The organism is Flavobacterium sp. I3-2, from assembly GCF_013389595.1.
In the GTDB taxonomy this organism is placed as follows: Bacteria; Bacteroidota; Bacteroidia; order Flavobacteriales; family Flavobacteriaceae; genus Flavobacterium.
Map to the genome: position 1 here is coordinate 990,854 of NZ_CP058306.1, position 24,597 is coordinate 1,015,450.

Annotated in this window: 26 protein-coding genes; 11 read left to right on the forward strand and 15 right to left on the reverse strand. The window is 30.5% G+C overall.

The window, feature by feature from the left end; translation table 11 throughout:
• Positions 1-31 precede the first annotated feature (31 nt).
• The 8 genes from argC to HW119_RS04790 all read right to left on the reverse strand — a co-directional run bounded on the left by argC (position 32) and on the right by HW119_RS04790 (position 6,613).
• Positions 32-1,003 (reverse strand): N-acetyl-gamma-glutamyl-phosphate reductase, encoded by a 972-nt coding sequence (argC, locus tag HW119_RS04755; RefSeq protein WP_177761669.1) that lies wholly within the window; start codon positions 1,001-1,003, stop codon positions 32-34.
• A 64-nt stretch (positions 1,004-1,067) separates the two neighbouring features.
• Positions 1,068-2,258, reverse strand: a complete 1,191-nt coding sequence (gene argG / locus HW119_RS04760; RefSeq protein WP_177761671.1) for an argininosuccinate synthase — start codon at positions 2,256-2,258, stop codon at positions 1,068-1,070.
• 18 nt (positions 2,259-2,276) lie between these two features.
• Positions 2,277-2,960 carry a GNAT family N-acetyltransferase gene (locus HW119_RS04765; RefSeq protein WP_177761673.1) on the reverse strand — a complete coding sequence of 228 codons (684 nt, stop codon included), beginning with the start codon at positions 2,958-2,960 and terminating at the stop codon, positions 2,277-2,279.
• Positions 2,961-3,544: 584 nt separating this feature from the next.
• Positions 3,545-4,009, reverse strand: a complete 465-nt coding sequence (locus tag HW119_RS04770) for a DUF4494 domain-containing protein (RefSeq protein WP_177761675.1) — start codon at positions 4,007-4,009, stop codon at positions 3,545-3,547.
• Positions 4,010-4,121: 112 nt separating this feature from the next.
• A complete protein-coding gene (locus HW119_RS04775) occupies positions 4,122-4,634 on the reverse strand; it encodes an adenine phosphoribosyltransferase (protein WP_177761677.1) in 513 nt (170 codons plus the stop codon).
• 6 nt (positions 4,635-4,640) lie between these two features.
• Entirely contained in the window at positions 4,641-5,669 is a 1,029-nt protein-coding gene (locus HW119_RS04780) for a glycosyltransferase family 9 protein (protein ID WP_255498003.1), read from the reverse strand.
• On the reverse strand, positions 5,669-5,968 hold the full coding sequence (locus HW119_RS04785; protein WP_177761679.1) for a hypothetical protein: 300 nt from the start codon (positions 5,966-5,968) through the stop codon (positions 5,669-5,671). Before HW119_RS04785 ends, HW119_RS04780 begins: the two co-directional genes overlap by 1 nt.
• A 39-nt stretch (positions 5,969-6,007) precedes the next feature.
• Positions 6,008-6,613 (reverse strand): DUF4254 domain-containing protein, encoded by a 606-nt coding sequence (locus HW119_RS04790; RefSeq protein WP_177761681.1) that lies wholly within the window; start codon positions 6,611-6,613, stop codon positions 6,008-6,010.
• 71 nt (positions 6,614-6,684) lie between these two features.
• Between HW119_RS04790 and upp the strand changes: the two genes are divergently transcribed.
• A complete protein-coding gene (upp, locus tag HW119_RS04795; protein WP_177761683.1) occupies positions 6,685-7,326 on the forward strand; it encodes a uracil phosphoribosyltransferase in 642 nt (213 codons plus the stop codon).
• Here upp and HW119_RS04800 read toward each other — a convergent pair.
• The gene (locus HW119_RS04800; RefSeq protein ID WP_177761685.1) at positions 7,321-8,250 is read right to left on the reverse strand and encodes a DUF6427 family protein; all 930 of its coding nucleotides are present in this window, start codon (positions 8,248-8,250) and stop codon (positions 7,321-7,323) included. The genes upp and HW119_RS04800 overlap by 6 nt on opposite strands.
• Before the next feature lie 109 nt (positions 8,251-8,359).
• On the opposite strand from HW119_RS04800, the gene HW119_RS04805 reads away from it, so the two are divergent.
• The 3 genes from HW119_RS04805 (at position 8,360) to HW119_RS04815 (ending at position 12,017) form a co-directional block, all read left to right on the forward strand.
• Positions 8,360-8,593: a DUF6341 family protein gene (locus tag HW119_RS04805; RefSeq protein ID WP_177761687.1), complete on the forward strand. Its 234-nt coding sequence runs from the start codon at positions 8,360-8,362 to the stop codon at positions 8,591-8,593.
• Positions 8,594-8,642: 49 nt separating this feature from the next.
• A complete protein-coding gene (locus tag HW119_RS04810; protein WP_177761689.1) occupies positions 8,643-9,065 on the forward strand; it encodes a GNAT family N-acetyltransferase in 423 nt (140 codons plus the stop codon).
• A 138-nt stretch (positions 9,066-9,203) separates the two neighbouring features.
• Positions 9,204-12,017: a M16 family metallopeptidase gene (locus HW119_RS04815; protein ID WP_177761692.1), complete on the forward strand. Its 2,814-nt coding sequence runs from the start codon at positions 9,204-9,206 to the stop codon at positions 12,015-12,017.
• Positions 12,018-12,047: 30 nt separating this feature from the next.
• Here HW119_RS04815 and HW119_RS04820 read toward each other — a convergent pair whose 3' ends face one another.
• The 3 genes from HW119_RS04820 to HW119_RS04830 all read right to left on the reverse strand — a co-directional run bounded on the left by HW119_RS04820 (position 12,048) and on the right by HW119_RS04830 (position 14,484).
• Entirely contained in the window at positions 12,048-12,839 is a 792-nt protein-coding gene (locus HW119_RS04820) for a S1/P1 nuclease (protein WP_177761693.1), read from the reverse strand.
• Positions 12,840-12,963: 124 nt separating this feature from the next.
• A complete protein-coding gene (locus tag HW119_RS04825; protein ID WP_177761695.1) occupies positions 12,964-13,473 on the reverse strand; it encodes an acyl-CoA thioesterase in 510 nt (169 codons plus the stop codon).
• 69 nt (positions 13,474-13,542) lie between these two features.
• Positions 13,543-14,484 carry an SPOR domain-containing protein gene (locus tag HW119_RS04830; protein ID WP_177761697.1) on the reverse strand — a complete coding sequence of 314 codons (942 nt, stop codon included), beginning with the start codon at positions 14,482-14,484 and terminating at the stop codon, positions 13,543-13,545.
• A 168-nt stretch (positions 14,485-14,652) separates the two neighbouring features.
• Here HW119_RS04830 and dprA point away from each other — a divergent pair, with 168 nt between their 5' ends.
• A complete protein-coding gene (gene dprA / locus HW119_RS04835; protein ID WP_177761699.1) occupies positions 14,653-15,771 on the forward strand; it encodes a DNA-processing protein DprA in 1,119 nt (372 codons plus the stop codon).
• Between the two features lie 29 nt (positions 15,772-15,800).
• On the opposite strand, the gene trpS is transcribed toward dprA, so the two are convergent.
• Positions 15,801-16,769, reverse strand: a complete 969-nt coding sequence (trpS, locus tag HW119_RS04840) for a tryptophan--tRNA ligase (RefSeq protein ID WP_177761701.1) — start codon at positions 16,767-16,769, stop codon at positions 15,801-15,803.
• A gap of 115 nt (positions 16,770-16,884) precedes the next feature.
• Between trpS and HW119_RS04845 the strand changes: the two genes are divergently transcribed.
• Positions 16,885-17,619: a lysophospholipid acyltransferase family protein gene (locus HW119_RS04845; protein ID WP_177761703.1), complete on the forward strand. Its 735-nt coding sequence runs from the start codon at positions 16,885-16,887 to the stop codon at positions 17,617-17,619.
• A gap of 10 nt (positions 17,620-17,629) precedes the next feature.
• Here the strand turns inward: HW119_RS04845 and tatA are convergent, their stop codons facing one another.
• Positions 17,630-17,821 (reverse strand): twin-arginine translocase TatA/TatE family subunit, encoded by a 192-nt coding sequence (tatA, locus tag HW119_RS04850; RefSeq protein ID WP_177761705.1) that lies wholly within the window; start codon positions 17,819-17,821, stop codon positions 17,630-17,632.
• A 12-nt stretch (positions 17,822-17,833) separates the two neighbouring features.
• A complete protein-coding gene (locus HW119_RS04855) occupies positions 17,834-18,040 on the reverse strand; it encodes a twin-arginine translocase TatA/TatE family subunit (RefSeq protein ID WP_177761707.1) in 207 nt (68 codons plus the stop codon).
• A gap of 246 nt (positions 18,041-18,286) precedes the next feature.
• Between HW119_RS04855 and HW119_RS04860 the strand changes: the two genes are divergently transcribed.
• The 5 genes from HW119_RS04860 to HW119_RS04880 are packed head-to-tail and all read left to right on the forward strand — an operon-like array spanning position 18,287 to position 24,588.
• Positions 18,287-19,765: a GH3 auxin-responsive promoter family protein gene (locus HW119_RS04860; RefSeq protein ID WP_177761709.1), complete on the forward strand. Its 1,479-nt coding sequence runs from the start codon at positions 18,287-18,289 to the stop codon at positions 19,763-19,765.
• A 9-nt stretch (positions 19,766-19,774) separates the two neighbouring features.
• Complete coding sequence (locus tag HW119_RS04865; RefSeq protein WP_177761711.1) at positions 19,775-20,647, forward strand: carboxypeptidase-like regulatory domain-containing protein; 873 nt, start codon at positions 19,775-19,777, stop codon at positions 20,645-20,647.
• Between the two features lie 17 nt (positions 20,648-20,664).
• The gene (locus HW119_RS04870; RefSeq protein WP_177761713.1) at positions 20,665-22,353 is read left to right on the forward strand and encodes a DUF6909 family protein; all 1,689 of its coding nucleotides are present in this window, start codon (positions 20,665-20,667) and stop codon (positions 22,351-22,353) included.
• Positions 22,354-22,357: 4 nt separating this feature from the next.
• Positions 22,358-23,281, forward strand: coding sequence for a hypothetical protein (locus tag HW119_RS04875; protein WP_177761715.1), 924 nt, complete (start codon positions 22,358-22,360; stop codon positions 23,279-23,281).
• Positions 23,282-23,298: 17 nt separating this feature from the next.
• On the forward strand, positions 23,299-24,588 hold the full coding sequence (locus tag HW119_RS04880) for a polysaccharide biosynthesis C-terminal domain-containing protein (RefSeq protein ID WP_177761717.1): 1,290 nt from the start codon (positions 23,299-23,301) through the stop codon (positions 24,586-24,588).
• Positions 24,589-24,597: the final 9 nt, after the last annotated feature.

A 24,597-nucleotide genomic window follows, 5' to 3' on the forward strand; every position in this document is an offset into this window, starting at 1 on the left:
ATTCTAGTTTCTCACTACTAAAATCTAAATATTAGAATACGACAGCTTTCAATTTTAAACCTGCAGTTTCTTCTAAACCGAACATTAAATTCATATTCTGAACTGCTTGTCCGCTTGCTCCTTTCAATAAATTATCGATTACAGAGAAAATAGCCAATTTGTTTCCGTGTTTTTTCACGTACAACAAACATTTGTTGGTATTTACTACTTGTTTTAAATCGATATTAGTTGCAGATACAAATGTAAACGGATGATCTTGATAATATTCTTGGTATAATTTTACAGCATCTTCTTCAGATAAATCAGATTTCATATAAACCGAAGCAAAAATCCCTCTTGAGAAATCGCCACGTTGTGGAATAAAATCAATCTCTTGTTTAAAATTTGGTTGCAATGAAACTAAACTTTCTCCAATTTCATTTAAATGTTGATGTTCGAATGCTTTATAAACCGAGATATTATTGTTTCTCCAACTAAAATGTGAAGAAGTACTTAATCCTTGACCTGCACCAGTAGAACCTGTAATGGCATTGATATGAATATCATCATTCAATAAATTTGCAGTCGCTAAAGGCAATAATGCCAATTGAATAGCTGTTGCAAAACAACCTGGATTTGCAATATAATTAGCTGTTTTAATTTGCTCGTGATTCATTTCTGCTAAACCATAAATAAATCCGTTTGCATTAGCTACCAAACGATGGTCTTGACTTAAATCGATAATTTTAACGCCTTCATTAAACGGATTGGCATCTAAGAATTTCTTAGCATCACCATGTCCTACACATAAAAACAAAACATCTATATCTTGTGAAACTTGATTGGTAAACAATAAATCGGTTTCGCCAATTAAATCGGTATGTACTTTATATAACGGATTTCCAGCGTTACTGTTACTATGTACAAACGTAATTTCAGCATTTGGATGATTTACTAAAATACGTAATAACTCTCCGCCTGTATAACCTGCACCTCCAATAACTCCTACTTTTACTTTCCTCATTACTTTATATTTTCAAAAAAAGGCAGAGGCCAAAAATGAACTTCTGCCTTAAAGTAGATAAAATCTATTTGTTGTTTACTTTATGCCAAATTGAAACTTGGTTTCCAAAAATTTTCGAGAATCCTTTTACGTCATCGCCTGTCCAAGAGTTATTCATTTCACCGTAAGTACCAAATTTGCTCGACATTAAATCGTTTTCAGATTCAATACCAATAACTGTGAAATAGTTTGGTTGTAATTGAACAATTACACGTCCGTTTACCGTTTCCTGAGATGATTGTAAGAAAGCTTCAATATCTCTCATCACTGGGTCGTGGAATTGTCCTTCATGTAAGAAGTTACCATAGAAAGCGCCTAATTGGTCTTTCCAAGATAATTGCCATTTTGTTAACACATGTTTCTCTAATGTATGATGCGCTTTTACAATAATGATTGGTCCAGCAGCTTCAAAACCAACACGCCCTTTAATACCAATAATCGTATCACCAACATGAATATCACGACCAACACCGTAAGGTTGAGCTAAATCTTGTAATTTTTGAATCACCTCAACAGAAGTCATTGTTTCACCATTTAAAGCAACAGGCTCACCTTTTACGAAATCGATTGTAACTTGCTCAGTTCCTGTTTTAGAAATTGGAGTTGGCCAAGATTCTTCAGGTAAATATTGATTAGAAGTTAAGGTTTCTTTACCTCCTACCGAAGTTCCCCAAAGACCTTTGTTGATAGAATATTTAGCTTTTTCAGCATTTACTTCAACTCCATGTTTGTGTAAATATTCAATTTCCGCTTCACGAGATAATTTTAAATCACGAATTGGAGTGATTACTTCTACATTCGGAACTAAAATTTCGAAAATCATATCAAAACGTACTTGGTCATTTCCTGCTCCTGTAGAACCGTGAGCTACACATTCAGCACCGATTTTCTTTGCATAATTTGCAATAGCTGTTGCTTGGCAAACTCGCTCAGCACTTACAGATAAAGGATACGTTGCATTTTTAAGAACGTTTCCGAATATTAAGTATTTAATACTATCGTTGTAATAATTTGTTGTTTCATCAATCACATTATGAGAAGCAACACCTAAACTTAAAGCCCTATCTTCGATTTGTTTTAATTCTGCTTCATCGAAACCACCTGTGTTAACAACCACAGAATGTACTTCTAAATTTAAATCTTGTGCTAAATAGATGCAGCAAAATGAAGTATCTAAACCTCCACTGAATGCCAAAACAACTTTCTTTTTACTCATTTTAATACGTATTGATGATTATACAAATAATGTAACGATTTTATTTCCTTTAAGCTTCATAACCAATCGTTTTAGTAATGAAGATTTTTTTTGCATATTTTTCAAACGCTCTTTCGCTTTTGTTTTTTCTTCGATTTTGCGTTTTAACTCTTTTTCTTTTTCAACCGGATCCCAAAGCATTGCGGTACATAAACAATTTTTACGTTCTTTGCTTTGTAAAATTTGGAAGTTTACACAAGAAGTACATCCTTTCCAGAATTCCTCGTCTTGCGTTAATTCAGAATAAGGAACTGGTTCGTAACCTAAATCGGAATTGATTTTCATAACCGCCAAACCTGTTGTAAGACCAAAAACTTTTGCGTCTGGATATTTCTCACGTGATAACTTAAAAACTCCGTTTTTAATAGATTTAGCTAAACCACATTTTCTAAATTCAGGATTTACAATCAATCCAGAATTAGCCACGTAATTTCCATGACTCCAAGTTTCTATATAACAAAAACCAGCCCAACGACCATCTTTATGAAGTGCGATAACCGATTTTCCTTCTTTCATTTTGTTTGCAACGTACTCAGGTTTTCTACGAGCAATTCCCGTACCGCGCGCTTTTGCAGATTCAAACATTTCATCGCAGATTTGTTCTGCGAAACCCATATGCGATTCATTCGCAGGTATGATAATAAAATCCGATGGTTTATTCATTTGGAAATTATAAATGGTCAGAATAATCTAAACAAAACACACGTATGGCGTAATGTTTCAATTAAATATAATTAATAAAACTGTTTTTTGAATTGTAAGCAAGAACTGAAAAGCTCTATACTAAAAAAGATTTCGAAATATATCCGAAAATCAAGCCCTGGCCCTTATTGGCGAAAAGGTAGAAGTAGTATTCACACAACGTCGCAACATAGCTTGGATGCTATATTGGTCAAATAAGATATTTGTGTGAATTGAAATCATTTCTTTCTTTACGAAATTTTAATTTTGCAAAGTTATCTAATATTTTTTTTAAAAAACAAGAAAAAAAGTTTTTTTAAGATTTACAGCATTTTGTAAATCAGTGTTTTAAAAGATAATTTCAAACCAAACGCACGCATTCACAAAAGTTAATATTTAGTGATTTTTTAAAAAAATGATTTTTTTGAACGAAAAAAAAACCGACATTTAAAAAAATATCGGCTTTGTAATATTTATTTTTTAATTATTAAAATTAAATTAACAAATCAAGTTCATCAAATCAATCAAATTAAATTCGTCTTGAACGAAATAATTTTAAGAAAACATTAACTTACTAATTCTTCTTCTAAAACTTCTTCACCTTTAAAAAAATGAAAAACATCAATGATTGGCGATTCAGCAATTGCAGGAATTGTAAATTCACCCATAGTATTTTGCATTACTTGCATGGTATTATCAAAAGCTTCTTTAACGTCGTTTGCTTGAATTAGCAAATAAAAACTTGTTTTACGTTCTTTACCACTTTCTTCATCATAAGCCAAAAGCGAAACTTTAGATTTAAACCAACGGTCAGAATTTTCAAAGTGGTGAATCTCTGCAAAATTGGCAACTTTGATGTTTACAATTTTAAATTCTTCACTTACAAAAGCAGCCATTTCTGTATTGATTCTTGATTCGGCTTCGGTAAATGAAAGCGCATCAACCAAATACGGTTCTGAAACTACTTTTTGAACTCCATTTTCATCTAATTTTCTATATTTAACTTTGCATTCGTACCAAATTGCGCTCATAATTTCTTTAATTTTTAAGTAACGCAAAGATATATTTTAAAGAAAAATCACAGGATAAAAAAGACAAATAGATATTCACAATTTGAATACAATCATACTAAAAATCTAATTACTAATAATGTAGCAAAGCTTGCACGTCGTAACCTTTTAATTTGTCTTTTCCGTTTAAGAAATCCAATTCCATTAAAAAATTACATTGTACAATTTCTCCACCAGCACGTTCAATCAATTTACAAACAGCAGCGGCTGTTCCACCGGTTGCCAAAACATCGTCATGAAGCAAAACTTTATCGCCAGGTTTTATCGCATCGATATGCATTTCTAAAGTATCTGAACCATATTCTAATTCATACGATTCCGAAAATGTATCGAACGGTAATTTTCGTGGTTTACGAACCGGAACAAAACCTGCGTTTAATTCTTGAGCTAAAAGCGTTCCGAAGAAAAAGCCTCTACTTTCAACCCCAACCACTTTATCAATTTTTTGTCCGTTTAATTTTTCAACCAACAATTTCAAAGCTTCTTTACGAGCTTCAACATCATTTAAAAGCGGAGTTATATCTTTAAATCCAATACCTTCTTTCGGAAAATCTTGAATATCTCTGATGAATGATTCTATTTTCATAATCAATTATTTTACAATTTTATTTATTTGATTCGCGATCGTTTCAGGTAAAATGGTTCGCATAGCTTTTTCATAGCCCGGAATTATTTTATTTCCGTAAATAGACATTGGAATTAACGGATATTGATTTCTGTCAACAGTTAACGAATTTTCTTCTGATTGATTAAAAGGCACAAAACCAGCAAACGGATGGGTTTGACCCCAAAGTGAAACCACCGGAATTCCGTACATAGCAGCAATATGTGCATTGCCCGAATCCATAGAAAGCATGACATCTAAATGTTGAATCACGATTAATTCTTCTTGAAAAGAAAGTTTTCCAGCCAAAACAACAACATTATCAATTTGTTGTTGCATTTGGTTTAACAACTCAATTTCCTTCTTTCCACCACCAAATAAAAAGATACGATACTTTTTATTTTCTGCCAAAATTCGAATTACTTCTTCCATCAAATCTTTTGGATACACTTTGGTATCGTATTGAGCAAAAGGTGCAATTCCAATCCATTTATCGTTTTTATTTCCAACCTTAGAAATAATTTCTTCTGTCAGCATTGGTTTAGTTGGAAAAATTGGATTTTGCAACGAAACATTAAACCCTAATTTCTGTAAGGTTTCTAAATGACGATTAACCATAGATTTTACAGGAGCAAAAACTTTATTTTCTGCACGAGTTAAAGCTTTTTTCTCATCACGCCCTTTATCTGTAAAAGCAACTTTAGTTCCAGATAAAGCAAAAAAAGTTCGAACTACTTTAGAACGCAATACATTATGAAAATCTGCAAAATAATCGACCTTAAGCTTTTTTAAATCTGAATACAATCGGTATAAACCTAAAAATCCTTTATGACGATTATTTAAATCAACAGCAAAAAAATCGACATTTGGAATATGACTAAAAAAAGGTTTAAAAAACGGACGAGAAACCACAGTAACTTTTACCTCTGGATATTGAGAAACCAAAGCCGAAATAACCGGAACTGTCATCGCAACATCGCCCATTGCAGACAAACGCATGATTACAATATGTTTCATTATTCGGTAAAAGTATTTAAAACCGTTATTGAAAATCGGATGAAGGTATTGTATCCGTAAGCAAACGAAAGCAAGGGAACGATAATCATGAATAAAATTAAATATTTCCAAGGTTTTGATGTTTTACCACTAAGTAATTTCACAAAGGAAAACAACAGTAAGTAATACACGCTTAAAAATCCTAAAGGCAAGAGCAATACTTGCGCATACGGATCGAAGAACGACCAAATTACGGTTCCGACTACCAACAATAAAATGGTAAATATGAGAATTGAAATGGTTTTTGAAATTTTTTCCATAAAAAAAGACTTTCCGATTTAGAAAGTCTTTCAAAGTTACTATTTTTTGTTTTGATATAAAACAGGGTTTAAATCATCGTCGTTGTACATTTTCATTTGTTTGTACACTTTCATGTATTTGTCACCGTTTTCGATGTCTGCAATTAATTGACTGATTGAAGCAAACATGTCATTTTTTTGGTCTAATAACACGTCTAATTTCGCTTGACATTTTGCTCTATGTTCATCTGAAGCAGTTTCGCGAGTTGCTTCTTCGTTCATGTGGTAAATTTTCAAAGCTAAAATAGACAAACGGTCGATTGCCCAAGCTGGACTTTCTGTGTTGATTTTAGCTTCTGCTTTTACAACAACATCTTTATATTTATCTAAGAAATAACTATCGATATATTCAACCATATCTGTACGAACTTGGTTAGAAGCATCGATTTTACGTTTTAAATCTAAAGCTGCAATTGGGTCAATTTGTGGGTCACGAATAATATCTTCATAATGCCATTGAACCGTATCTACCCAGTTTTTTGCGTATAATAAATGTTCGATTGTTCCTTTTTCGTAAGGATTATTAATAGGCTGATAAACATCGTCAAATTTGTGATAATCAGCAATACTTTGCTCAAATATAGGAAATGCGAATTCTGCAAACATGATTAAAAATTTTATTTACAAATATACTTTTTATAACTTTATAATCTCAAATTTTTTATTCAAAAAAAAACATGAACATTCATTATATCTCAGAACAGAACAGCATCTTAAATCACTTTTTAGCGCAACTACGCGACGTAAATATTCAAAAAGACAGCATGCGCTTTCGTAAAAACATTGAACGAATTGGTGAAATTATGGCTTACGAATTAAGTAAAACATTACCATATCAAGAAGTTGCTATTCAAACTCCATTAGGAATTAAAAACACAACGACGATAAAAGACAATGTGGTTTTATGTTCGATTTTACGAGCTGGATTGGCACTTCATACTGGATTTATGAACTTTTTTGATGATGCTGAAAACGGATTTGTATCTGCATCTCGAATTCATGGAAACAAAGAAATCAAAGTAGAATATCAGGCAGCACCATCGTTTGAAGGAAAACATTTATTATTACTTGACCCAATGTTAGCAACCGGGCATTCGTTAGTAGCAGTTTACAACAAATTGTTAACAGAAGAAACTCCAAAAGAAATTCATATTTGCGTGGTAATTGCAGCACCAGAAGGAATTAAATATCTTCAAGAAAACCTTCCGGATTACTGTCATTTATGGGTTGCAACTTTAGACGACGGTTTAAACGAAAACAATTACATCATTCCAGGTTTGGGTGATGCGGGAGATTTGGCTTACGGCGAAAAATTATAATTGAGTAATAAAAATCCAAATACTAATTCCAAGAACGCTTACCAAGGTTAATTCTTTCATCCAATTCTTTGCTAAGCGTTCTATATAATTTGCTCCAAGAATTGATAGTGGAAAAAATGTATAAACTAATAAGCTGTTCATTTTATGGTCTGATAAAACATAAATAGCAACTCCTATTAAAAAACAAACCAAGATTTTATTATAAATAGCATGTGAACTTATTGGTAAATTTCTCAATTCTAAAACTTGAGAAAAAGCAAACAAACAAGCAATAGAAGTAAAAATAGCTAATGCAATATTTTGATATACATTTTCGAAATAACTAAAATCAAAACTAATTACAGCATGGTCTTGCCAATAGTTAACAAAAGAAATATCAGTATATAAAGTGTACGTATAAAACAAAATACTCACTGAAAACAAAGCGATAAATGGTATAAACCAATTTCTATAATCTTCAGATACAAATCTTAAAATGGCAAAATAAAGTAAAACTACAAAAAGTATGCTCCAGAAATGAAATAATGAAGCAATCAAAATCCAAAAAGCTGCATCAAATATCTTTTGTTTCACATCTTTTAATGAATGAATTGAAAAAATTCTTCGCAACGCAAGTAGAATAAAAAAATTTGCTAAAATTACTTTACCGTTATCTAGTATTGTTGAAAAAAGAATTAAAAAAGCTGTGTAAAAAAAGAGCGTATAAAAATTACCATTTGCTAATCCGTTTTTGTAAGTGATAAATTGAACTGCAAAAACGGTCAATCCTAAAGTTACAAAAACTCCGATTTGTCTTACTAAACTATAATTATTCGTCAACCAAGAAAAATCAGTCAATAAATTAATTAAATACACAAATAACAAAGCTGTAATAATTAAAAAATAGTTGATAGGTCTGCTTTTAGAAAAAAGATTTGTTAACATGTGTAAATTTTTTAAACTTTATGTAAATAACTTGTTGATAAAATTATTACTTTTGTAGCAAAGTTACTATTTAACTTTTTTCATTCAGCAATTATTTAATAACAATATTATGTGGACATCTTTATTTGAAGGACTAGGTAGTTTTTTTACCGATTTTTTAATGGTACCTTTTTTATGGTTATCTAAAGTAGAAAATGCAAACTGGTGGTTAGGTAACATCATCACGTTTATCTTTATCATTATTGCAATAATAGCTTTCTTCTACTGGATTAAACAATTACAAATTTTCCAACAAAGCGGCGAAGATGTGCAAGATACAACTGCACACTCTTTCTTAAAATAATACATTTAAGTCACGATTCCGTCGTGACTTATTTTTTTACTACTTATAAATGACAATAAAAACTTACCAATCGTATAATTTTCCTTTTGAATTAAAGAGAGAAATTGTAGATTTCCTTTACACACATCTTGAACAATTTGGCGATGATAAGGAAGTAATCACTAAAGCATTAAATTACATTGTTGACAAAGGCGGACATTTGGTTTTATGCCTTGAAAAAGATGAAATAGTTGGAGCTGCAGTGATTAATCACACACACATGGATAGCTATATTCCAGAAAATATTTTAGTTTATTTAGCTACAGATTTAAATCGAAGAAGAACGGGTATTGGAACCTTAATTATGACTGAAGTTTTAGACGTTTGCAGAGGAAATATTCTATTGAGAATTGACGCAGATAATCCGGCAATTAAACTTTATGAAAAATTTGGATTCAAAAATCCGTATTTAGAGATGGTTTTAAAGAGATAAACACAAAAAAATATAGAACAAATAATTAAGCTGACTTTTTGAAGAAGTCGGCTTTTATTTTATCAATAATTTAACAAAATTATCATATATTTATACATATTTTTATTTTTTACAACTAACCAATTTTAATATTAATTTATGAATTTAAGGAAACTAACACTTGGTTTATTAATTCTCCCAGCATCTTTATTTGCACAAATCGCAGATTTAAATCAAAAATTACCGACCGATCCTAATGTAAAAATCGGAAAATTAGACAATGGATTAACGTATTACATCAGACATAATCCAAAACCAGAAAAAAAAGTAGATTTACGCTTAGTTCTTAATGCCGGTTCTGTTTTAGAAACAGACAGCCAAGTAGGACTTGCGCACTTCTTAGAACACATGGTTTTTAACGGAACAAAAACATTCCCTAAAAATGAATTGATCGATTACCTTCAAAGTATTGGTGTTAAATTTGGTCAACATTTAAATGCATACACTAGTTTTGACGAAACCGTTTATTTCTTACCAATTCCTGCAGATGACCCTGTAAAATTAGACAAAGGTTTTCAAATTCTTGAAGATTGGGCTTTTAACGCAAATCTTGACGGAAAAGATATCGATGACGAACGTGGTGTTGTTATTGAGGAATATCGTACACGTTTAGGCGCGAATGAACGTATGATGCGTGAGTATTTACCAAAAATGCTTTACAACTCAATGTACGCACAACGTTTACCAATCGGCACAAAAGAAAACTTAGAAACGTTTAAACACGATGAAATTCGTCAATTTTATAAAGATTGGTATCGTCCGGATTTAATGGCAGTTATTGTTGTTGGTGATATTGATGTAAATGAGATGGAGCAAAAAATCAAAAGTCATTTTGGTTCATATAAAAACCCAAAAAATGCACCAGCTCGTAAATCATTTGACATCCCAAATCACAAAGAAACCTTTGTTTCAATAAGCACCGATAAAGAAGCGACAAACGCAAATGTACAAATCCTTTATAAAGACCAAGGTATTTCAAAACCTTCAACAACAGTTGGTGATTTCAGAAATGATTTAATCGAAGGATTATTTGGACAGATGATAAACGCACGTTTAAAGGAATATACAAATAGTGCAAATCCACCATTTATTTACGGATACAGCTATTATGGCGGCATGTATGGTCGCGGAAAAGATGCCTTCCAATCCTTTGCAATGACAGCAGAAGACAAACAACTTGAGGCTATCAAAACATTAGCAATCGAAAATGAAAGAGCTAAAAGATATGGTTTTACACAATCTGAATTAGACCGAGCTAAGAGTGAATATTTATCATCGTATGAAAAAGCTTACAACGACAGATATAAAAACAATTCATCTGCATACTTAGGTCAATATCAAACCAATTTCTTAGAAGGCGAAGCAATCCCTTCTATTGAATATGAATTTAATTTAGTTAAGGAATTACTTCCAACTATTTCATTAAACGAAACAAATAAATTAATTCAAAATTACATCAAAGACGAAAATCGTGTAATCATTTTAACTGGACCTGAAAGAAAAGATGGTTCGAAAACTACTGAAAAAGATGTTTTAGCAGCGCTAGATGTTTCTAAAATTGAAATCACACCATATCAAGATGCAGTAGTTGCAAAGTCTTTAATTCGCAATGAAATCAAACCTGGTAAAATCACAAAAACCACAAAAAACGCGAAATTAGGAACAACCACTTTAGAACTTTCAAACGGTGCTAAAGTTACTTACAAAAAAACTGATTTCAAAAACGACGAAATTCTATTTAATGGCGTTAGTTTCGGTGGCTTTAATTCCATAGATACAAAAACATACAAAACAATCAATTTAGCAACCGGAGCAGTACCTCAAGCTGGTATTGCAGGAATGGATCAAAATGCGTTAACGAAATTCAATTCGGGTAAAATTTATCGTGTTAGCCCATATGTTGGTGGAATGACTGAAGGTTTCTACGGAAGTTCAACGCCAAAAGATTTAGAATTTTTATTTCAATCGGTTTATGCTTATTTCACTGATTTAAATTATGATGAAAAAGCATACGAATCAGAAAAAAACAAATACAAATCATACTATGCAAATTTAATGTCTCAACCTGAAATGTATTTTTCTAAGCAAGTAAATGATTTCATGTACGGACATAACGAACGTTATATTTCTTTCCCACCAAGTGACAGCGATTGGGATAAAACAGATTACAAAAAAGCATATGAATTGTACAAAGATCGATTTGCAGATGCAAGCGATTTCGAATTCTTCTTTGTTGGAAATGTAACTGATGATGAAATGAAAGCTTATTCTGAAAAATACATTGCATCTTTACCAGCAACTAATAGAAAAGAAACATTCAAAGACACTGGTTCAAGACCAATTAAGGGAATTCATAAAAAAGAAGTTTTCAAAGGAAACGATGATAAAGCAACAGTTAGAATTTCATTCACTGGTGAAACTACCTATTCTGAAAAAGAAAATTTAGCAATGCAAGCTTTAGGTGAAATCTTAACAATAAAATTAATTGAAGAACTTCGCGAAAAAGAAGGTGGTGTTTATGGTGCTAGTGCACGCGGAAGTTTAAATAAATTACCTTATGGTTCTTATAGCTTCAGTATTGGATATCCAACTAATCCAGCAAGTGCTGATAAACTAATTGAACTGACTTTAAAAGAAGTTGAAAAGATTCAAAAAAATGGACCTGAAGCTAAAGATTTAGATAAATTTAAAGAAGGTGAAATGACAGATTACACAATTTCTTTAAAAGAAAACAATTACTGGCTTGATGTATTAAGTGATTCATATACTTCGAAAGAAAATCCTGAAAAAGCATTGGAATTCGAAAAGAACTTAAAGGCTTTAACAGCTAAAGATGTTCAAGATGTAGCTAACAAATACTTAAAACAAAACAGAGTAATTTCGGTTTTAAAACCTGAATCTGATAAAAAATAATGATTAAAAAGAGGCTTTCGCCTCTTTTTTTTATCCATAAATCTCATTTAGAACTTTTGCTAAACGTAAACCACCTTTTAATAATTGATCTTCTACATTTTGTTTGTTTAAATAATGATATTTATATCCTAAATTGTCATTTGCTTGAACTTCTTTGTAAATGTTATTGGATAGTTGATATGTTTCAAATATCCAATCGATATATTCCTTTTCGGTAAGTTTTTTGTTGTATTCATTAGAATGAATATCTAAAACATCGCAATATTCGGTATAACTATATTTTTCATAATCAACTAAACTTGAATCCCAAACAGAGTGAATATTTGTACGTTTTCCAAACCATTCAACTGTAATTTTATTTCCTCCTAAGTCTTCGGCTCTACCAACATGCATTGGTTGATGAGAATCGCCTAAAATGTGAATTAAGAAAGATAATTTTTGTTGCTTTTCTAAATCTGTAAGGTTTTTGTCGTTCTTTAATTCATCGATTAAAATTAAACCTCTTTTGTACATATTATCTGCGCTTGTTTCGTTTATAGTTTGTACATAAGATGTGTAATCTAAATCTCCAGGAATATTTACATAATGCCAAGATGAAGCGTAGTCAAAATCAGGATTTGATTTTATGAAATCTGGCCAATTAGCCCAATAAGCTAATTTTTGTTTTCCGTAGATTTTTTCAATATTTGCTTTTGCTTTATCTGTTAAATTGCGCTCTGCAATTTCTGCGATGATTCTATGACCGTTGGTTCCCCAAGCAAGACTTAGTTGTGCAACTAATAAGCAAGTAATCGTTAATAATTGATTTTTAAATGTTTTCATTATTGAATTAATTTTGTTCAAAATTAAACACTTAAAACTTTAGTTGTGTCAGATTTGGAAACTTTAAGTTTTTTTTAAAATAAAAAATCGGAAATCCGTTAATGAAATTCCGATTTAATATGTTTTATATAAAAAGAGCTTTTAATTCTGTTGCATCTTCAGGCTTTAATTTTCCTGCTAAAACTAAGCTTAATTGTTTACGTCTAAGAGCTGCGTCAAAACGTGTTTTTTCATCCTCTGTCTCTGGAATAATAGGTGCTACTTCAACAGGTCTACCTGTTTCATCAACAGCAACAAAAGTATAAATTGCTTCATTTGCCTTGATTTTTTCACCAGATTCACGATCTTCAATCCAAACATCAATAAAAATCTCTAAAGAAGTTCTGAATGTTCTAGAAACTTTAGCTTCAATAGTAACAACGCTTCCTAAAGGTATTGATTTGTTAAAGGCGACATTGTTTACTGATGCAGTAACGCAAATTCGTCTTGAATGACGTCTTGCTGCAATACTTGCCGCACGATCCATTCGAGCAAGTAGTTCGCCTCCAAATAAATTATTTAAAGGATTTGTTTCTCCAGGCAAAACAATGTCAGTGATTGTGGTTACAGATTCCGAAGGGGTTTTAGCTTGCATTTTTTTATATTTTGTGCAAATATAGGAATCTATTTAATAAAAAAAGAGCTTAATTAAGCTCTTTTCTGATTATTCTTCAATGTAAACCCAAGCGTCTTTATTTGCTTTTAGGTGTATGTTATTTAATTCTTTTTGCGCTTCTTCTTTTGTTTTAAAGCTACTGTAAATAACCGGACGCATCCCATGCTTAGATTTACCTAAATATTTTGCTTCACTAAATCCTTTTTCTTTAAGCTGGTCAACAAGAATTTGTGCTTTTGCTACTGTTCTAAATGATCCTGCAACTATATGATAACGTAATTGTTCTTCTTCTTTAATTATTTTTTCATCAACAATTTTAGAAGCGTCATTTAAAGCTTTAGGTGTGTCTATGAAGAAAGTAGCTTGTTGAATTTTATTTTGAACTTCTTTTTGTACTTGTTTTTCTATATTAGATTTCTGGTTATCTAATTCTTGGTTATTTCGATAATTCATAAAAGAACTAAATAATCCTAGTCCAACTACTAAAATAGCAGCATATTTTAAATAATTAGTTTCTTTTTTAGCTTTCTGAATTGGAATAACTACTGGTTGTTCTTTCTCTGATTTAGAACGTTCGACGTTTGCTGCTAAAATTGAACTTAATCCAAAAGATGAAGTTAAATAATTAGTTGAGCCGATAGGTTCAAAAATTAATTTATGTTCATCATTAAGTTGAATTTCACCAATGTTTTTAAGATACAAAGTTTTGTTTTGATCTAAAGTTTCCTTCCAATTAAAAACTCCATCTCTGATTGAAATCAAAGCTTCATCATAAGATAGATTTTCTTCTAAGGCTACATGATTTCCTAGTAATCCATCATTGTTCTTTAATTGTGAATTAAATGAAATCATTTTCTTTGGAGGAGAAAATGTACCAGTAAGTTCATTAAAGCGAGCTGAAGAAGTTTCAGTTAAAAAAGCACCGAAACCAGGCACAATAACGCATTGGTAACGATACAATAAAGCCGATATATGTTTTTCTATCATCATACTACAAAAATATAGAAACAATATGGGAAATAAAAAATTATTCACAAATGTTATCAACAATTTTTAATTAACACCATATAGTTGTTAATAAGTGGTTTAATTTGGAATAAACTTACGTAATTTTTTTTATATATTTAAAATAAAATACTGATTTTTAATTGTTTGTACATGGATTTTTTTTCGGATGATGATTTGTTTTTTCTTTTAGCACTAAGTAAAACTGAAGGTGTAGGTGATGTATACGCGCGCAAAATCATATCGAAATACTCGAATTTAAAAGAGTTATTTGAAAATAAGTCAGTGAAGTTTTTTACTTGTGATGGCGTTCCAAATGTTATTTTTGAAAGAATTAATAAGTTCAATAAATTTAAAATTATTGAGAATGAAATTCGTTTTATAAGAGAAAATAAAATTGAGGTACTTTCGGTTTTAGATGCTCTTTATCCATCTGATTTGAAACAATGTTACGATGCACCTTTTTTGTTGTTTTTAAAAGGAAATATTGATTTTAAAAACAATAAAATAATAAGTATTGTTGGAACACGAAATGTAACTTCTTATGGAATGGGTTTTATAAAAGAATTTGTTCAAGATTTAAAAAATTATAATCCAATAATTGTAAGTGGTTATGCTTATGGAGTTGATATTTACGCTCATTTAGCTGCAATCGAAAATGATTTACAAACAATTGCTGTTTGTGGTAAAAGTCTCGATTCGACTTATCCTAAAATTCATAAAAAATATAACGAACTTGTTTTAAATAATGGTGGTTTCATTTCGGAATTTAGAACTTATGATGTTTTTAAAAAAGAAAATTTTATTAAGCGAAATAGAATCGTTGCGGGTTTGTCAAAAGCTACAATTGTTGTTGAAAGTGCAATTAAAGGAGGTTCGCTTTCGACTGCTAAATTCGCAAATGACTATAATCGAGATGTTTTTGCTTTGCCAGGAAGAAATTCGGATTTATATAGCGCAGGTTGTAATCATTTAATTAAAACCAATCAGGCAAATCTGTTGACTTCTGTCGAAGATTTGGTGTATTATTTAAATTGGGATAAAAATAATCAGGATGAACCAAAAGAAAAAGTATTTGAAATACCAGTCGATTTAACTTCGGATGAATTAAAAATTATTTTATTTCTGAAAGAAAATGGTTCTGAAATTTTAGATATTATTGCTTTACAAACCGATATTCCTGTGTATAAATTAAGTGTTGTTTTGTTGAATTTAGAACTTCGAAATTTGATTGTTCCATTGCCAGGAAAGTTATACGATTTAAAAAAATAAAGTCGAACCTAAGTCCGACTTTAAAATATTTAATATCCCATTTTTTCTCTAACTCTCTTTAAAGTTGCATTCGCTACAATTGCGGCTTTGTCGGCTCCAATTTTTAATAAGCGTTCAACTTCTTCTGTGTTGTTGATATAAAAATTATATTTTTCTCTTACTTCTTTAAAAGTGTCGCAAATCAATTCAAATAAAGCTTGTTTTGCATGACCATATCCGTAATTTCCGCCTAAATAATTAGTGCGCATAATTTCTAATTGTTCAGGTGTTGCAATTAATTTATAAATCGTAAAAACGTTACAAGTATCTGGATTTTTTGGTTCTTCTAAAGGAGTTGCGTCTGTAACAATTCCCATAACTTGTTTTCTTAAAGCTTTGTCATCTAAGAAAATGTTAATGAAGTTGTTCGCAGATTTACTCATTTTAGCACCGTCTGTTCCGGGAATAATCATTACGTTTTCTTCGATTTTAGCATCAGGTAAAACAAAAGTTTCTCCCATTTGATGGTTGAATCTCGATGCAACATCACGTGTGATTTCTAAATGTTGTAATTGGTCTTTTCCAACAGGAACAATTTCTGCATCATATAATAAAATATCTGCAGCCATTAACATTGGATACGTAAATAATCCTGCATTAACATCAGCTAAACGGTCTGCTTTGTCTTTGAATGAATGTGCTAAAGTTAAACGTTGAAACGGAAAAAAACAGCTCAAATACCAAGAAAGTTCAGTTGTTTGTGGTACATCAGATTGTTTGTAGAAGGTCACATGATTAATGTCTAACCCACAAGCAAGCCAAGCTGCTGCAACACTTAATGTATTTTCTTTTAATGTTTTCGCGTCTTTAATTTGTGTAGCCGAATGTAAATCGGCAATGAAAAGAAACGAGTCATTTTCGGGTAAATTTGCCATTTTTACTGCTGGTAAAATAGCACCCAAAAGATTTCCTAAGTGTGGCGTTCCAGTACTTTGAACTCCAGTTAAAATTTTTGCCATTTTTAATTATTTCAATTAATAATACAAATTTACTTTTTTTATTACAGTTGAAGCTTTTCAGATTGATATTTATTTTTTAATTCTTATTTTAGTCGAATCAAAATCAACCCAATCTATGAAAATTATAAAATACCTGTTTTGGTTTTTCTGGAAAACATGGTTTTATTTATTAATATTAATTGTAATACTTTTATTTTCACCATTATTAATTGTTTCACTTTCTAATCAACGTTGGTATAAATTCTTTTTTGTGTTGGCACGAATTTGGGCAATTGTTATTTTTTACGGAATTGGATTTCGAAAAATTGTAAAAAGTTCACAGAATTTCAATCAGAATGAAAGTTATATGCTTGTGGCAAATCACACCTCAATGATGGATATTATGTTGATGTTGATAATGGTTAAGAAAAATCCTTTTGTTTTCGTTGGAAAAAAAGAATTAGCTAAAATGCCAATTTTTGGATATTTTTATAAGAAAGCATGTATTTTGGTTGACCGTTCAAGTGTGAAAAGTAGGCATGAAACGATTTTAAGAGCTCAAGAAAAATTAAATCAAGGTTTAAGTGTTTGTATTTTTCCCGAAGGTGGAGTGCCAGATGATGAATCGGTTGTGTTGGATTCGTTTAAAGATGGAGCTTTTCGTTTAGCGATTGAGTTTCAAATTCCGATAGTTCCGATGACTTTTGTGGGTTTAAAAAAACATTTTCCATTTAGATTCTTTGCCGGAAAACCTGGATTGATTCCGGTTTATGTACATGAATTCATTTCTACAAAAGGTTTGACTCAAGATGATAAACCAGCTTTGAAAGAAAAAGTACGAAATGTTATTTTAGAACCTTTATTGAAATAAAAAAAGCGAACTATTGTTCGCTTTTTTCATTTGTATCTTGCGCTTTTTTAGAAGTTCTTGCGTTTTCTTCTTTAGTAGCGTCTTTGAATTCCTTAATTCCAGAACCAAGTCCTTTCATTAATTCAGGAATTTTTTTACCTCCAAATAATAATAAAAGTACTGCTACAATTAATACTATTTCCATTGGACCTAATCTACCCATCTGAAATATTTGTTATTTATTTTCTGAATCCGTTTTTGAAGAATCGTCTTTTTTTGCGTTTTCTTCTTTGGTTGCATCTTTAAATTCTTTAATTCCAGAACCTAATCCTTTCATTAATTCAGGGATTTTCTTTCCTCCAAATAATAATAAAATAACAGCAAGAATTACGACAATTTGCCACGGACTAACCACTCCTAAATAAGTTACTAATGAAGTCATAAGTAAAAGAAATTAAATATTTAATGGCAAAGATAAAACATTTTACAATGAATTAATTATATCTGCGTTTGAAATTTAACATAAGCTTACGATTTGCTGTCTGATTATTTGTAATTTTATAGAATTAAAAGAAAAAAATACGACTTAAATCTGTTAAAGAAAGTTTGGTTTTGTAACCTTTTTCTTTTTTTTGCGTATAATAAAAACGAATTTGTTTTCGCGACTTATAAATATTAAAGCTTTACTATGTCAATTAAATCATTTTTTGCAAAAATTTATGCCAAAGCAATTGTTTCAAAAAATCAAAAATGGGTGAATAATCCGATTGAAACACAAAATAAAATATTTCAAGATTTGATTTTAAATGCTAAAAATACAGCTTTTGGTAAAGACCATAATTTTAATTCAATTCGTAATCATGCTGATTTTGTAAAAAATGTTCCGATTAATGATTACGAAGGTTTACGCAAATATGTCGACCGTGTGGTACAGGGAGAAGAAAATATTCTTTGGCCAGGTAAACCAATTTATTTTGCTAAAACTTCGGGTACAACTTCAGGTGCAAAATATATTCCGATTACTAAAGAATCGATGCCTTTTCATATTGAAGGTGCTAAAAATGCTATTCTTTATTATATAAATGAAACAGGTAATGCCGATTTTGTTGATGGTAAAATGATTTTCTTACAAGGAAGTCCAGTTCTTGAAGAAAAAAACGGAATTAAACTAGGTCGTTTATCCGGAATTGCAGCGCATTATGTTCCTTCATACTTACAAAAAAATCGTTTGCCAAGTTGGGAAACCAATTGTATAGAAGATTGGGAAACTAAAGTTGATGCGGTTGTCGAAGAAACATACAAACAAAACATGACGGTGATTTCTGGAATTCCGTCTTGGGTGCAAATGTATTTTGAGAAATTGATTGAAAAATCAAATAAACCTGTTGGTGAATTATTTAAGAATTTCAATTTGTTTATTTACGGAGGTGTAAATTATGAACCTTACCGTCAGAAATTTGAACAAATGATTGGACGACGTGTAGATTCGATTGAATTATTTCCAGCGTCAGAAGGTTTCTTCGCCTATCAAGATTCGCAAAAAGCAAAAGGCATGTTGTTGCTTTTAAATTCTGGAATTTTTTATGAATTTATTAAAGCTGATGAATTTTTTACAGAAAATCCAAAACGTTATACCATTGGCGAAGTGGAATTAAATACGAATTATGTTTTAATTCTTTCTACCAACGCTGGACTTTGGGGATACAATATTGGAGATACCGTTGCGTTTACATCTTTGAAACCTTACCGAATTATGGTAACTGGTCGTATCAAACATTACATTTCTGCTTTTGGTGAACACGTGATTGGAAAAGAAGTAGAAACGGCCATGCAAGAAGCTTTATCAGCAAGTGATGCTATCGTAAACGAATTTACGGTTGCGCCACAAATCAATCCGACAGAAGGTTTGCCTTACCACGAATGGTTTATTGAATTTGAAAAAGTACCATCAGATTTAGATGCTTTTGCTTTAAAAATTGATAATGCCATGCGTAATCAAAATGTGTATTATGACGATTTGATTGTTGGAAATGTTTTGCGATCTTTAAAAATTACGCAAGTTCCGGTAAACGGATTTCAAAATTATATGAAATCAATTGGTAAATTAGGAGGTCAAAATAAATTACCTCGTTTATCAAACGATAGAAAAATTGCCGATAAATTGTAAAAGTTGCTTATGAAAAAATGGTGTTTATTATTTTTAATCTTACCTAATCTGATTTTTAGTCAGATTAATGGAGTTGTGGTTGATGAAAATAATAAACCGCTTTCTTATGTAAATATTTGGAATAAAGATTTATCTGCTGGTGCAACTTCAAATATTGAAGGGAAGTTTTTAGTTGAAAAGGCTACCGAAAAAGATACGCTTGTTTTAAGTTTAGCGGGTTACGAAACAAGAAAACTATCAGTAAAAGATGACCAAATCATTAAACTTAAAAAAAAGGAAAAGCAAAGTAATCAGGTTGTTGAAAATCCAGAAAATAAAAAAACGCTTACCATCGGAAAATCGATAAGACAAAATTTATTTTTTTCGCCAGGAAACTTACCTTGGATTTATGCGAAATATTTTAAGAATGATAGTTCAGATACAAGTATCAGTTACTTAAATAAAGTTGAAGTTTTTATTCGAAGTAATGTTGCAAACGCAACTTTTAAATTGAGATTTTTTAAAGCGAATTTAGACGGTACGCCAGGCGAAGATTTACTTATCGAGCCACTTGTTGTACATCCGGTAAGAGATAATAGAAAAAACACCATCAATTTACTTGAATATAAAATTAAAATGCCCGAAACAGGTGTTTTTGTTGGAATTGAATGGTTGTTGACCGAAAATAATCGAATAAAGCTAACTGCCTTTTATAAAGGAGAAGAAGCAATTGCCGATTATAGATATGCTCCAGATTTGGTATGTAATCAGGTTGAAGAAAGTAACGCATATCGATATGTAGCTGGAGAATGGAAAAAGAATAACGAATTTATAAAAAAAACAGAATTAGATGAAAAAAAGCCTATTATTGAGCCGGCTATAAATTTAATTCTATCTAATTAATATTAAACGAAAAGAGAATGAAAGAGATTAAAAACACTACAAGAACCAGAGCACAAGAATCTTCAGCAGCTGTTGAAAGAATGTATATTACCATGCGCCATTTATTTAATCGCGGGTTTTATAAACCAATGGGTGTTTCTGGTGAAACTTTAAGAGAAGCTTTATTATTATTACGTCCTGAAATTTATGGTTCTATCGCAGAAGAAAAAGTAGAATTAAACGGACTTTTATATGTTATTGAACGATTACCAATCGGTATAGAAGAATGTCGTTTCATCAATTTAACTTCAGATGAAGGTTATTCGCAATCGCATTTTTCTGCAATTGTTCCTCCAAAAAGAAGAAGAAATTGTTACCGAATTGACGATGAACAAATGAATATCGAAATTACACGTGGACGTTCAGATATTTATGATGTTTTAACGCATTTAACGTTCATCTTTATCGAATCGCACAAAATTAAAGACCGTGTTTTAGGAGACGAAGAAGAAATTATTTCTCGTGATTGGATTAAGTTAGAACAAGCTGTTCAGAAAAATGAACCGTTAACATTAGAAGAAAGAGAATTAGCTATTTCACATGCATCAAATGTTTTGGGACGAAGTTTTGCGGAAATTAAGTCGATTTATTCGCAATTTGCAACAACTGAAAATCCAGACCGTTTTATCCATGTAATTTATTGGTTAGGAAAATTAGCGATTCAAGAAACGATTAAAAACGAAAAACGTACCATTACATTTAGTCCTATTTTACGCGAACGCTTAGGTCACCATATTTATGGAGAAATTTGGGCAGATAATATCAAAAATGAGTTAGAGCGTTTAGGTTTATTGGAGCGTCCGTTACATATTATCAGTGCGAATATGCACAGTGTGATGAATTCTATTTTTGCTACAAATGTTTTAAAAACCAAATTAAAAGCAAAAGAAGATATTCAGGTTTATGAAGAATTAAGTAAATCAGGTAACGGATCTTTGCGTGCTTTGGTTTCTGACCGCGCTGCCAAAGAAGGTATGTTGTTTTTGCCTGATACATCGGGTACTAACATTGATGTTCAGATTTTTGATACAGCTAAAATCGATTTTAAAAACACATTGTTCCCAACAGCTGATTTATCAAAAAATGATGCAGAAAAGCCTGTAATTATTGTAATGGATTATGCTTTTGGGGAGCAAGCTTATGAAACTATTGACGAATTGTTAAAACCATTCAAAAAAGATATATATTTGAACTTTGAATCGGTTTCGATAATGGGTAAAGCCGGAATTTTAACTGGAGGGAAAGGAGATATTATGATTCCGTTTGCTCACGTGAATGAAGGAACAGGAGATAATTATGCTTTTGAAAACGAATTAACCGCAGAAATGTTTGAAGGAAACGGAATTCCAGTTTTCTCAGGAACGATGATTTCTGTTTTGGGAACATCATTACAAAACAAAGATTTGTTACAGTTTTTCCATGATTCCACTTGGAAAGCAATCGGTCTTGAAATGGAAGGTTCTCATTATCAAAAAGCAATTCAGTCGGCATCGAAAATTCGTAAAAGTATCAATCCAGATGTAAAAGTTCGTTATGCTTATTATGCATCTGATAATCCTTTAGAAACCGGAAGTACATTGGCATCTGGCGGATTAGGTTCAACCGGAGTTAAACCAACATATTTAATTACCATTAAAATTTTAGAACAGATTTTTAATATTAAATAATATTATGAACAACACACCACCAAACGAAAACACAAATAATCAAGAAATTGATTTAGTTTATTTATTTAGAAAAATTAAAGATTTCTTTCAATCTATACGATTTGGAATATTTAGATTTATTCAATTTTGTTTAAATAAAATTATTTATATCATTACCTTAATTGTTGTAGGTGGTATTTTAGGATATTTTATGGATCAAAATTTACCCGAAGAATATAAACATGAAACAATTGTTGCAGTGAATTTTGATTCAGCAGAATATCTATATAATTTTATAAATAAAAAGAAAGCAAAAGATTCTAAAATAACAAAGGTTACGATTGTTCCGGTTTACGATGTTTTTCAACTTATATCAGATAATCAAGATCATTTGAGAGCATTGACTTTTTTAAGTGATGCGGGTTTAGAAATTGCAAATTATAAAAAAGGAACAAGTAATATTTTTCTTTATCGATATCATTTGTTGACAATATATACAAATGGTAAAGATGAAAAAGGTAATGTCGTGAACGATTACTTATCCATGATTAATAATAATCCGTATTTTGTAAATAAGCAAAAAATTGAATATCAGAATAATAAAAATAAAATTGAAGAGTTTAAAAAATCGATTCAAAATATAAATTCTGTTTTTGAAAGTATTACAAAAGATAAATCGTCGGCTTCTGTAGATATAACTACTTATAACCAAATGAACGAATTAACTCAAACTAAATCTTTGTTATTAAAACAATTAAATAAATTAGAAACAGAATTAGCTGAGCAAAATGTAGCTGTTTTCCCAACAGTTATTCAAAATAACATTGCGGCAAGTTTATTTGGATATATTATTAAAATGCCGTTTCTGTTTTTATTTATATTCTTTATGGTGTCTTGGATGATTTCATGGTTTAAAAATACAAAGAAAGCCTATCTGTTAAAAAACTAAACTTTTGATTTTGCAATATGATTAAAGGTTTAATTGAAAAAATAAATTCAAATTCTCTTCTTAAACATAGTTTAATTACTATTTTATTGAGAGGATTTGGAGTTTTAATTTTATTTGGATTTACCGTTTTTATTACAAATTTTTATTCAGCTTCAATAGTCGGAGAATATGAATCTGTTCGTGTTTTTTTACTTGTAATTGGTAGTGTTGCTTTGTTGGGAACGGAGCAATCTGTTTTATTTTATGCTGGTAAATATCAAGCAACAGGAGATGTTAGTGGACTGAAACAAGTTTACTTTAAGATGTTACGAATACTTGTTTTAACAGTTTTTATATCCACTCTTGTTTATTTGATCATTCCAAAAGAAATGATTCTTTCTTTTCTAAATAATGATTTGATAGCATATCAAAATATCAAAAAAAGTTTTTTTATTTTATTTTTTTTTATTTTGACCTTGTTTAATACCGAAGTTTTACGTGCTTTAGATTATATATATTGGGCTGAAATTTTTAGAAATATTTTAAAATATCTTCCTGTTTTAGTCGGAGCATTTTTATTGCTTTTTGTAGGTGACCCAAATTGGTTGGTAGATTTTTATATTTATGGATTTGTAATTTTAAGTTTACTGACTTCATTTATGGTCTTAAAATCCTTCAACGCAATAAAAATCGAAAGAAGTATCATAACTTCAAAGGAAATCATGAAGGTTTCATATCCAATGGCCATAAGTGCGACTTGCTTTTTCCTGATGTTGAGTATTGATGTGTTTTTGTTGAAAAAATATTTTTCAAACGAACATGTTGCTTATTACGCAATAGCTGTAAAATTATTAACGGTACTTACAATGGTAATTGTTGCTATAAATACCAATGTTTCGCCAAAATTAGCTGAGTTTTACACCAATAAGGATTTTTTTAATTTGAATGAAATTCTGAAAAAAAGTAAAAAAATAATAATTTATACCAATCTTTTTTTTGGTTTAGTGTTAATCATTTTTGGTATTCAAATTTTAAGTTTCTTTGGAAAAGATTATATTAACGCCTATTATCCAATGATAATTCTTGTTTTAGGTCAAATGGCAACATCTTTTTTTGGCTCAAATGCAGCTTTGTTGAATATGGCTCACAAACAACACGTTTATAAAAATATTTTAATTATTGCAACGCTATTAAACTTAGTTCTAAATTTAATTTTGATTCCCAGATTTGGAATGATTGGTGCGTCTATTAGTTTTGTTGCTAGTTTAGTATTTTGGAATATTTGCGCTTATTTTTATGTTAAATTTAAAATTTTAAAAACTATATAGTTTTCAATT

Excerpts from the sequence above, each read along its gene's own strand:
- argC (WP_177761669.1), bottom strand. The coding sequence starts at position 1,003 with ATGAGGAAAGTAAAAGTAGGAGTTATTGGAGGTGCAGGTTATACAGGC.
- argG (WP_177761671.1), bottom strand. The coding sequence starts at position 2,258 with ATGAGTAAAAAGAAAGTTGTTTTGGCATTCAGTGGAGGTTTAGATACT.
- HW119_RS04765 (WP_177761673.1), bottom strand. The coding sequence starts at position 2,960 with ATGAATAAACCATCGGATTTTATTATCATACCTGCGAATGAATCGCAT.
- HW119_RS04770 (WP_177761675.1), bottom strand. The coding sequence starts at position 4,009 with ATGAGCGCAATTTGGTACGAATGCAAAGTTAAATATAGAAAATTAGAT.
- HW119_RS04775 (WP_177761677.1), bottom strand. The coding sequence starts at position 4,634 with ATGAAAATAGAATCATTCATCAGAGATATTCAAGATTTTCCGAAAGAA.
- HW119_RS04780 (WP_255498003.1), bottom strand. The coding sequence starts at position 5,669 with ATGAAACATATTGTAATCATGCGTTTGTCTGCAATGGGCGATGTTGCG.
- HW119_RS04785 (WP_177761679.1), bottom strand. The coding sequence starts at position 5,968 with ATGGAAAAAATTTCAAAAACCATTTCAATTCTCATATTTACCATTTTA.
- HW119_RS04790 (WP_177761681.1), bottom strand. The coding sequence starts at position 6,613 with ATGTTTGCAGAATTCGCATTTCCTATATTTGAGCAAAGTATTGCTGAT.
- upp (WP_177761683.1), top strand. The coding sequence starts at position 6,685 with ATGAACATTCATTATATCTCAGAACAGAACAGCATCTTAAATCACTTT.
- HW119_RS04800 (WP_177761685.1), bottom strand. The coding sequence starts at position 8,250 with ATGTTAACAAATCTTTTTTCTAAAAGCAGACCTATCAACTATTTTTTA.
- HW119_RS04805 (WP_177761687.1), top strand. The coding sequence starts at position 8,360 with ATGTGGACATCTTTATTTGAAGGACTAGGTAGTTTTTTTACCGATTTT.
- HW119_RS04810 (WP_177761689.1), top strand. The coding sequence starts at position 8,643 with ATGACAATAAAAACTTACCAATCGTATAATTTTCCTTTTGAATTAAAG.
- HW119_RS04815 (WP_177761692.1), top strand. The coding sequence starts at position 9,204 with ATGAATTTAAGGAAACTAACACTTGGTTTATTAATTCTCCCAGCATCT.
- HW119_RS04820 (WP_177761693.1), bottom strand. The coding sequence starts at position 12,839 with ATGAAAACATTTAAAAATCAATTATTAACGATTACTTGCTTATTAGTT.
- HW119_RS04825 (WP_177761695.1), bottom strand. The coding sequence starts at position 13,473 with ATGCAAGCTAAAACCCCTTCGGAATCTGTAACCACAATCACTGACATT.
- HW119_RS04830 (WP_177761697.1), bottom strand. The coding sequence starts at position 14,484 with ATGATGATAGAAAAACATATATCGGCTTTATTGTATCGTTACCAATGC.
- dprA (WP_177761699.1), top strand. The coding sequence starts at position 14,653 with ATGGATTTTTTTTCGGATGATGATTTGTTTTTTCTTTTAGCACTAAGT.
- trpS (WP_177761701.1), bottom strand. The coding sequence starts at position 16,769 with ATGGCAAAAATTTTAACTGGAGTTCAAAGTACTGGAACGCCACACTTA.
- HW119_RS04845 (WP_177761703.1), top strand. The coding sequence starts at position 16,885 with ATGAAAATTATAAAATACCTGTTTTGGTTTTTCTGGAAAACATGGTTT.
- tatA (WP_177761705.1), bottom strand. The coding sequence starts at position 17,821 with ATGGGTAGATTAGGTCCAATGGAAATAGTATTAATTGTAGCAGTACTT.
- HW119_RS04855 (WP_177761707.1), bottom strand. The coding sequence starts at position 18,040 with ATGACTTCATTAGTAACTTATTTAGGAGTGGTTAGTCCGTGGCAAATT.
- HW119_RS04860 (WP_177761709.1), top strand. The coding sequence starts at position 18,287 with ATGTCAATTAAATCATTTTTTGCAAAAATTTATGCCAAAGCAATTGTT.
- HW119_RS04865 (WP_177761711.1), top strand. The coding sequence starts at position 19,775 with ATGAAAAAATGGTGTTTATTATTTTTAATCTTACCTAATCTGATTTTT.
- HW119_RS04870 (WP_177761713.1), top strand. The coding sequence starts at position 20,665 with ATGAAAGAGATTAAAAACACTACAAGAACCAGAGCACAAGAATCTTCA.
- HW119_RS04875 (WP_177761715.1), top strand. The coding sequence starts at position 22,358 with ATGAACAACACACCACCAAACGAAAACACAAATAATCAAGAAATTGAT.
- HW119_RS04880 (WP_177761717.1), top strand. The coding sequence starts at position 23,299 with ATGATTAAAGGTTTAATTGAAAAAATAAATTCAAATTCTCTTCTTAAA.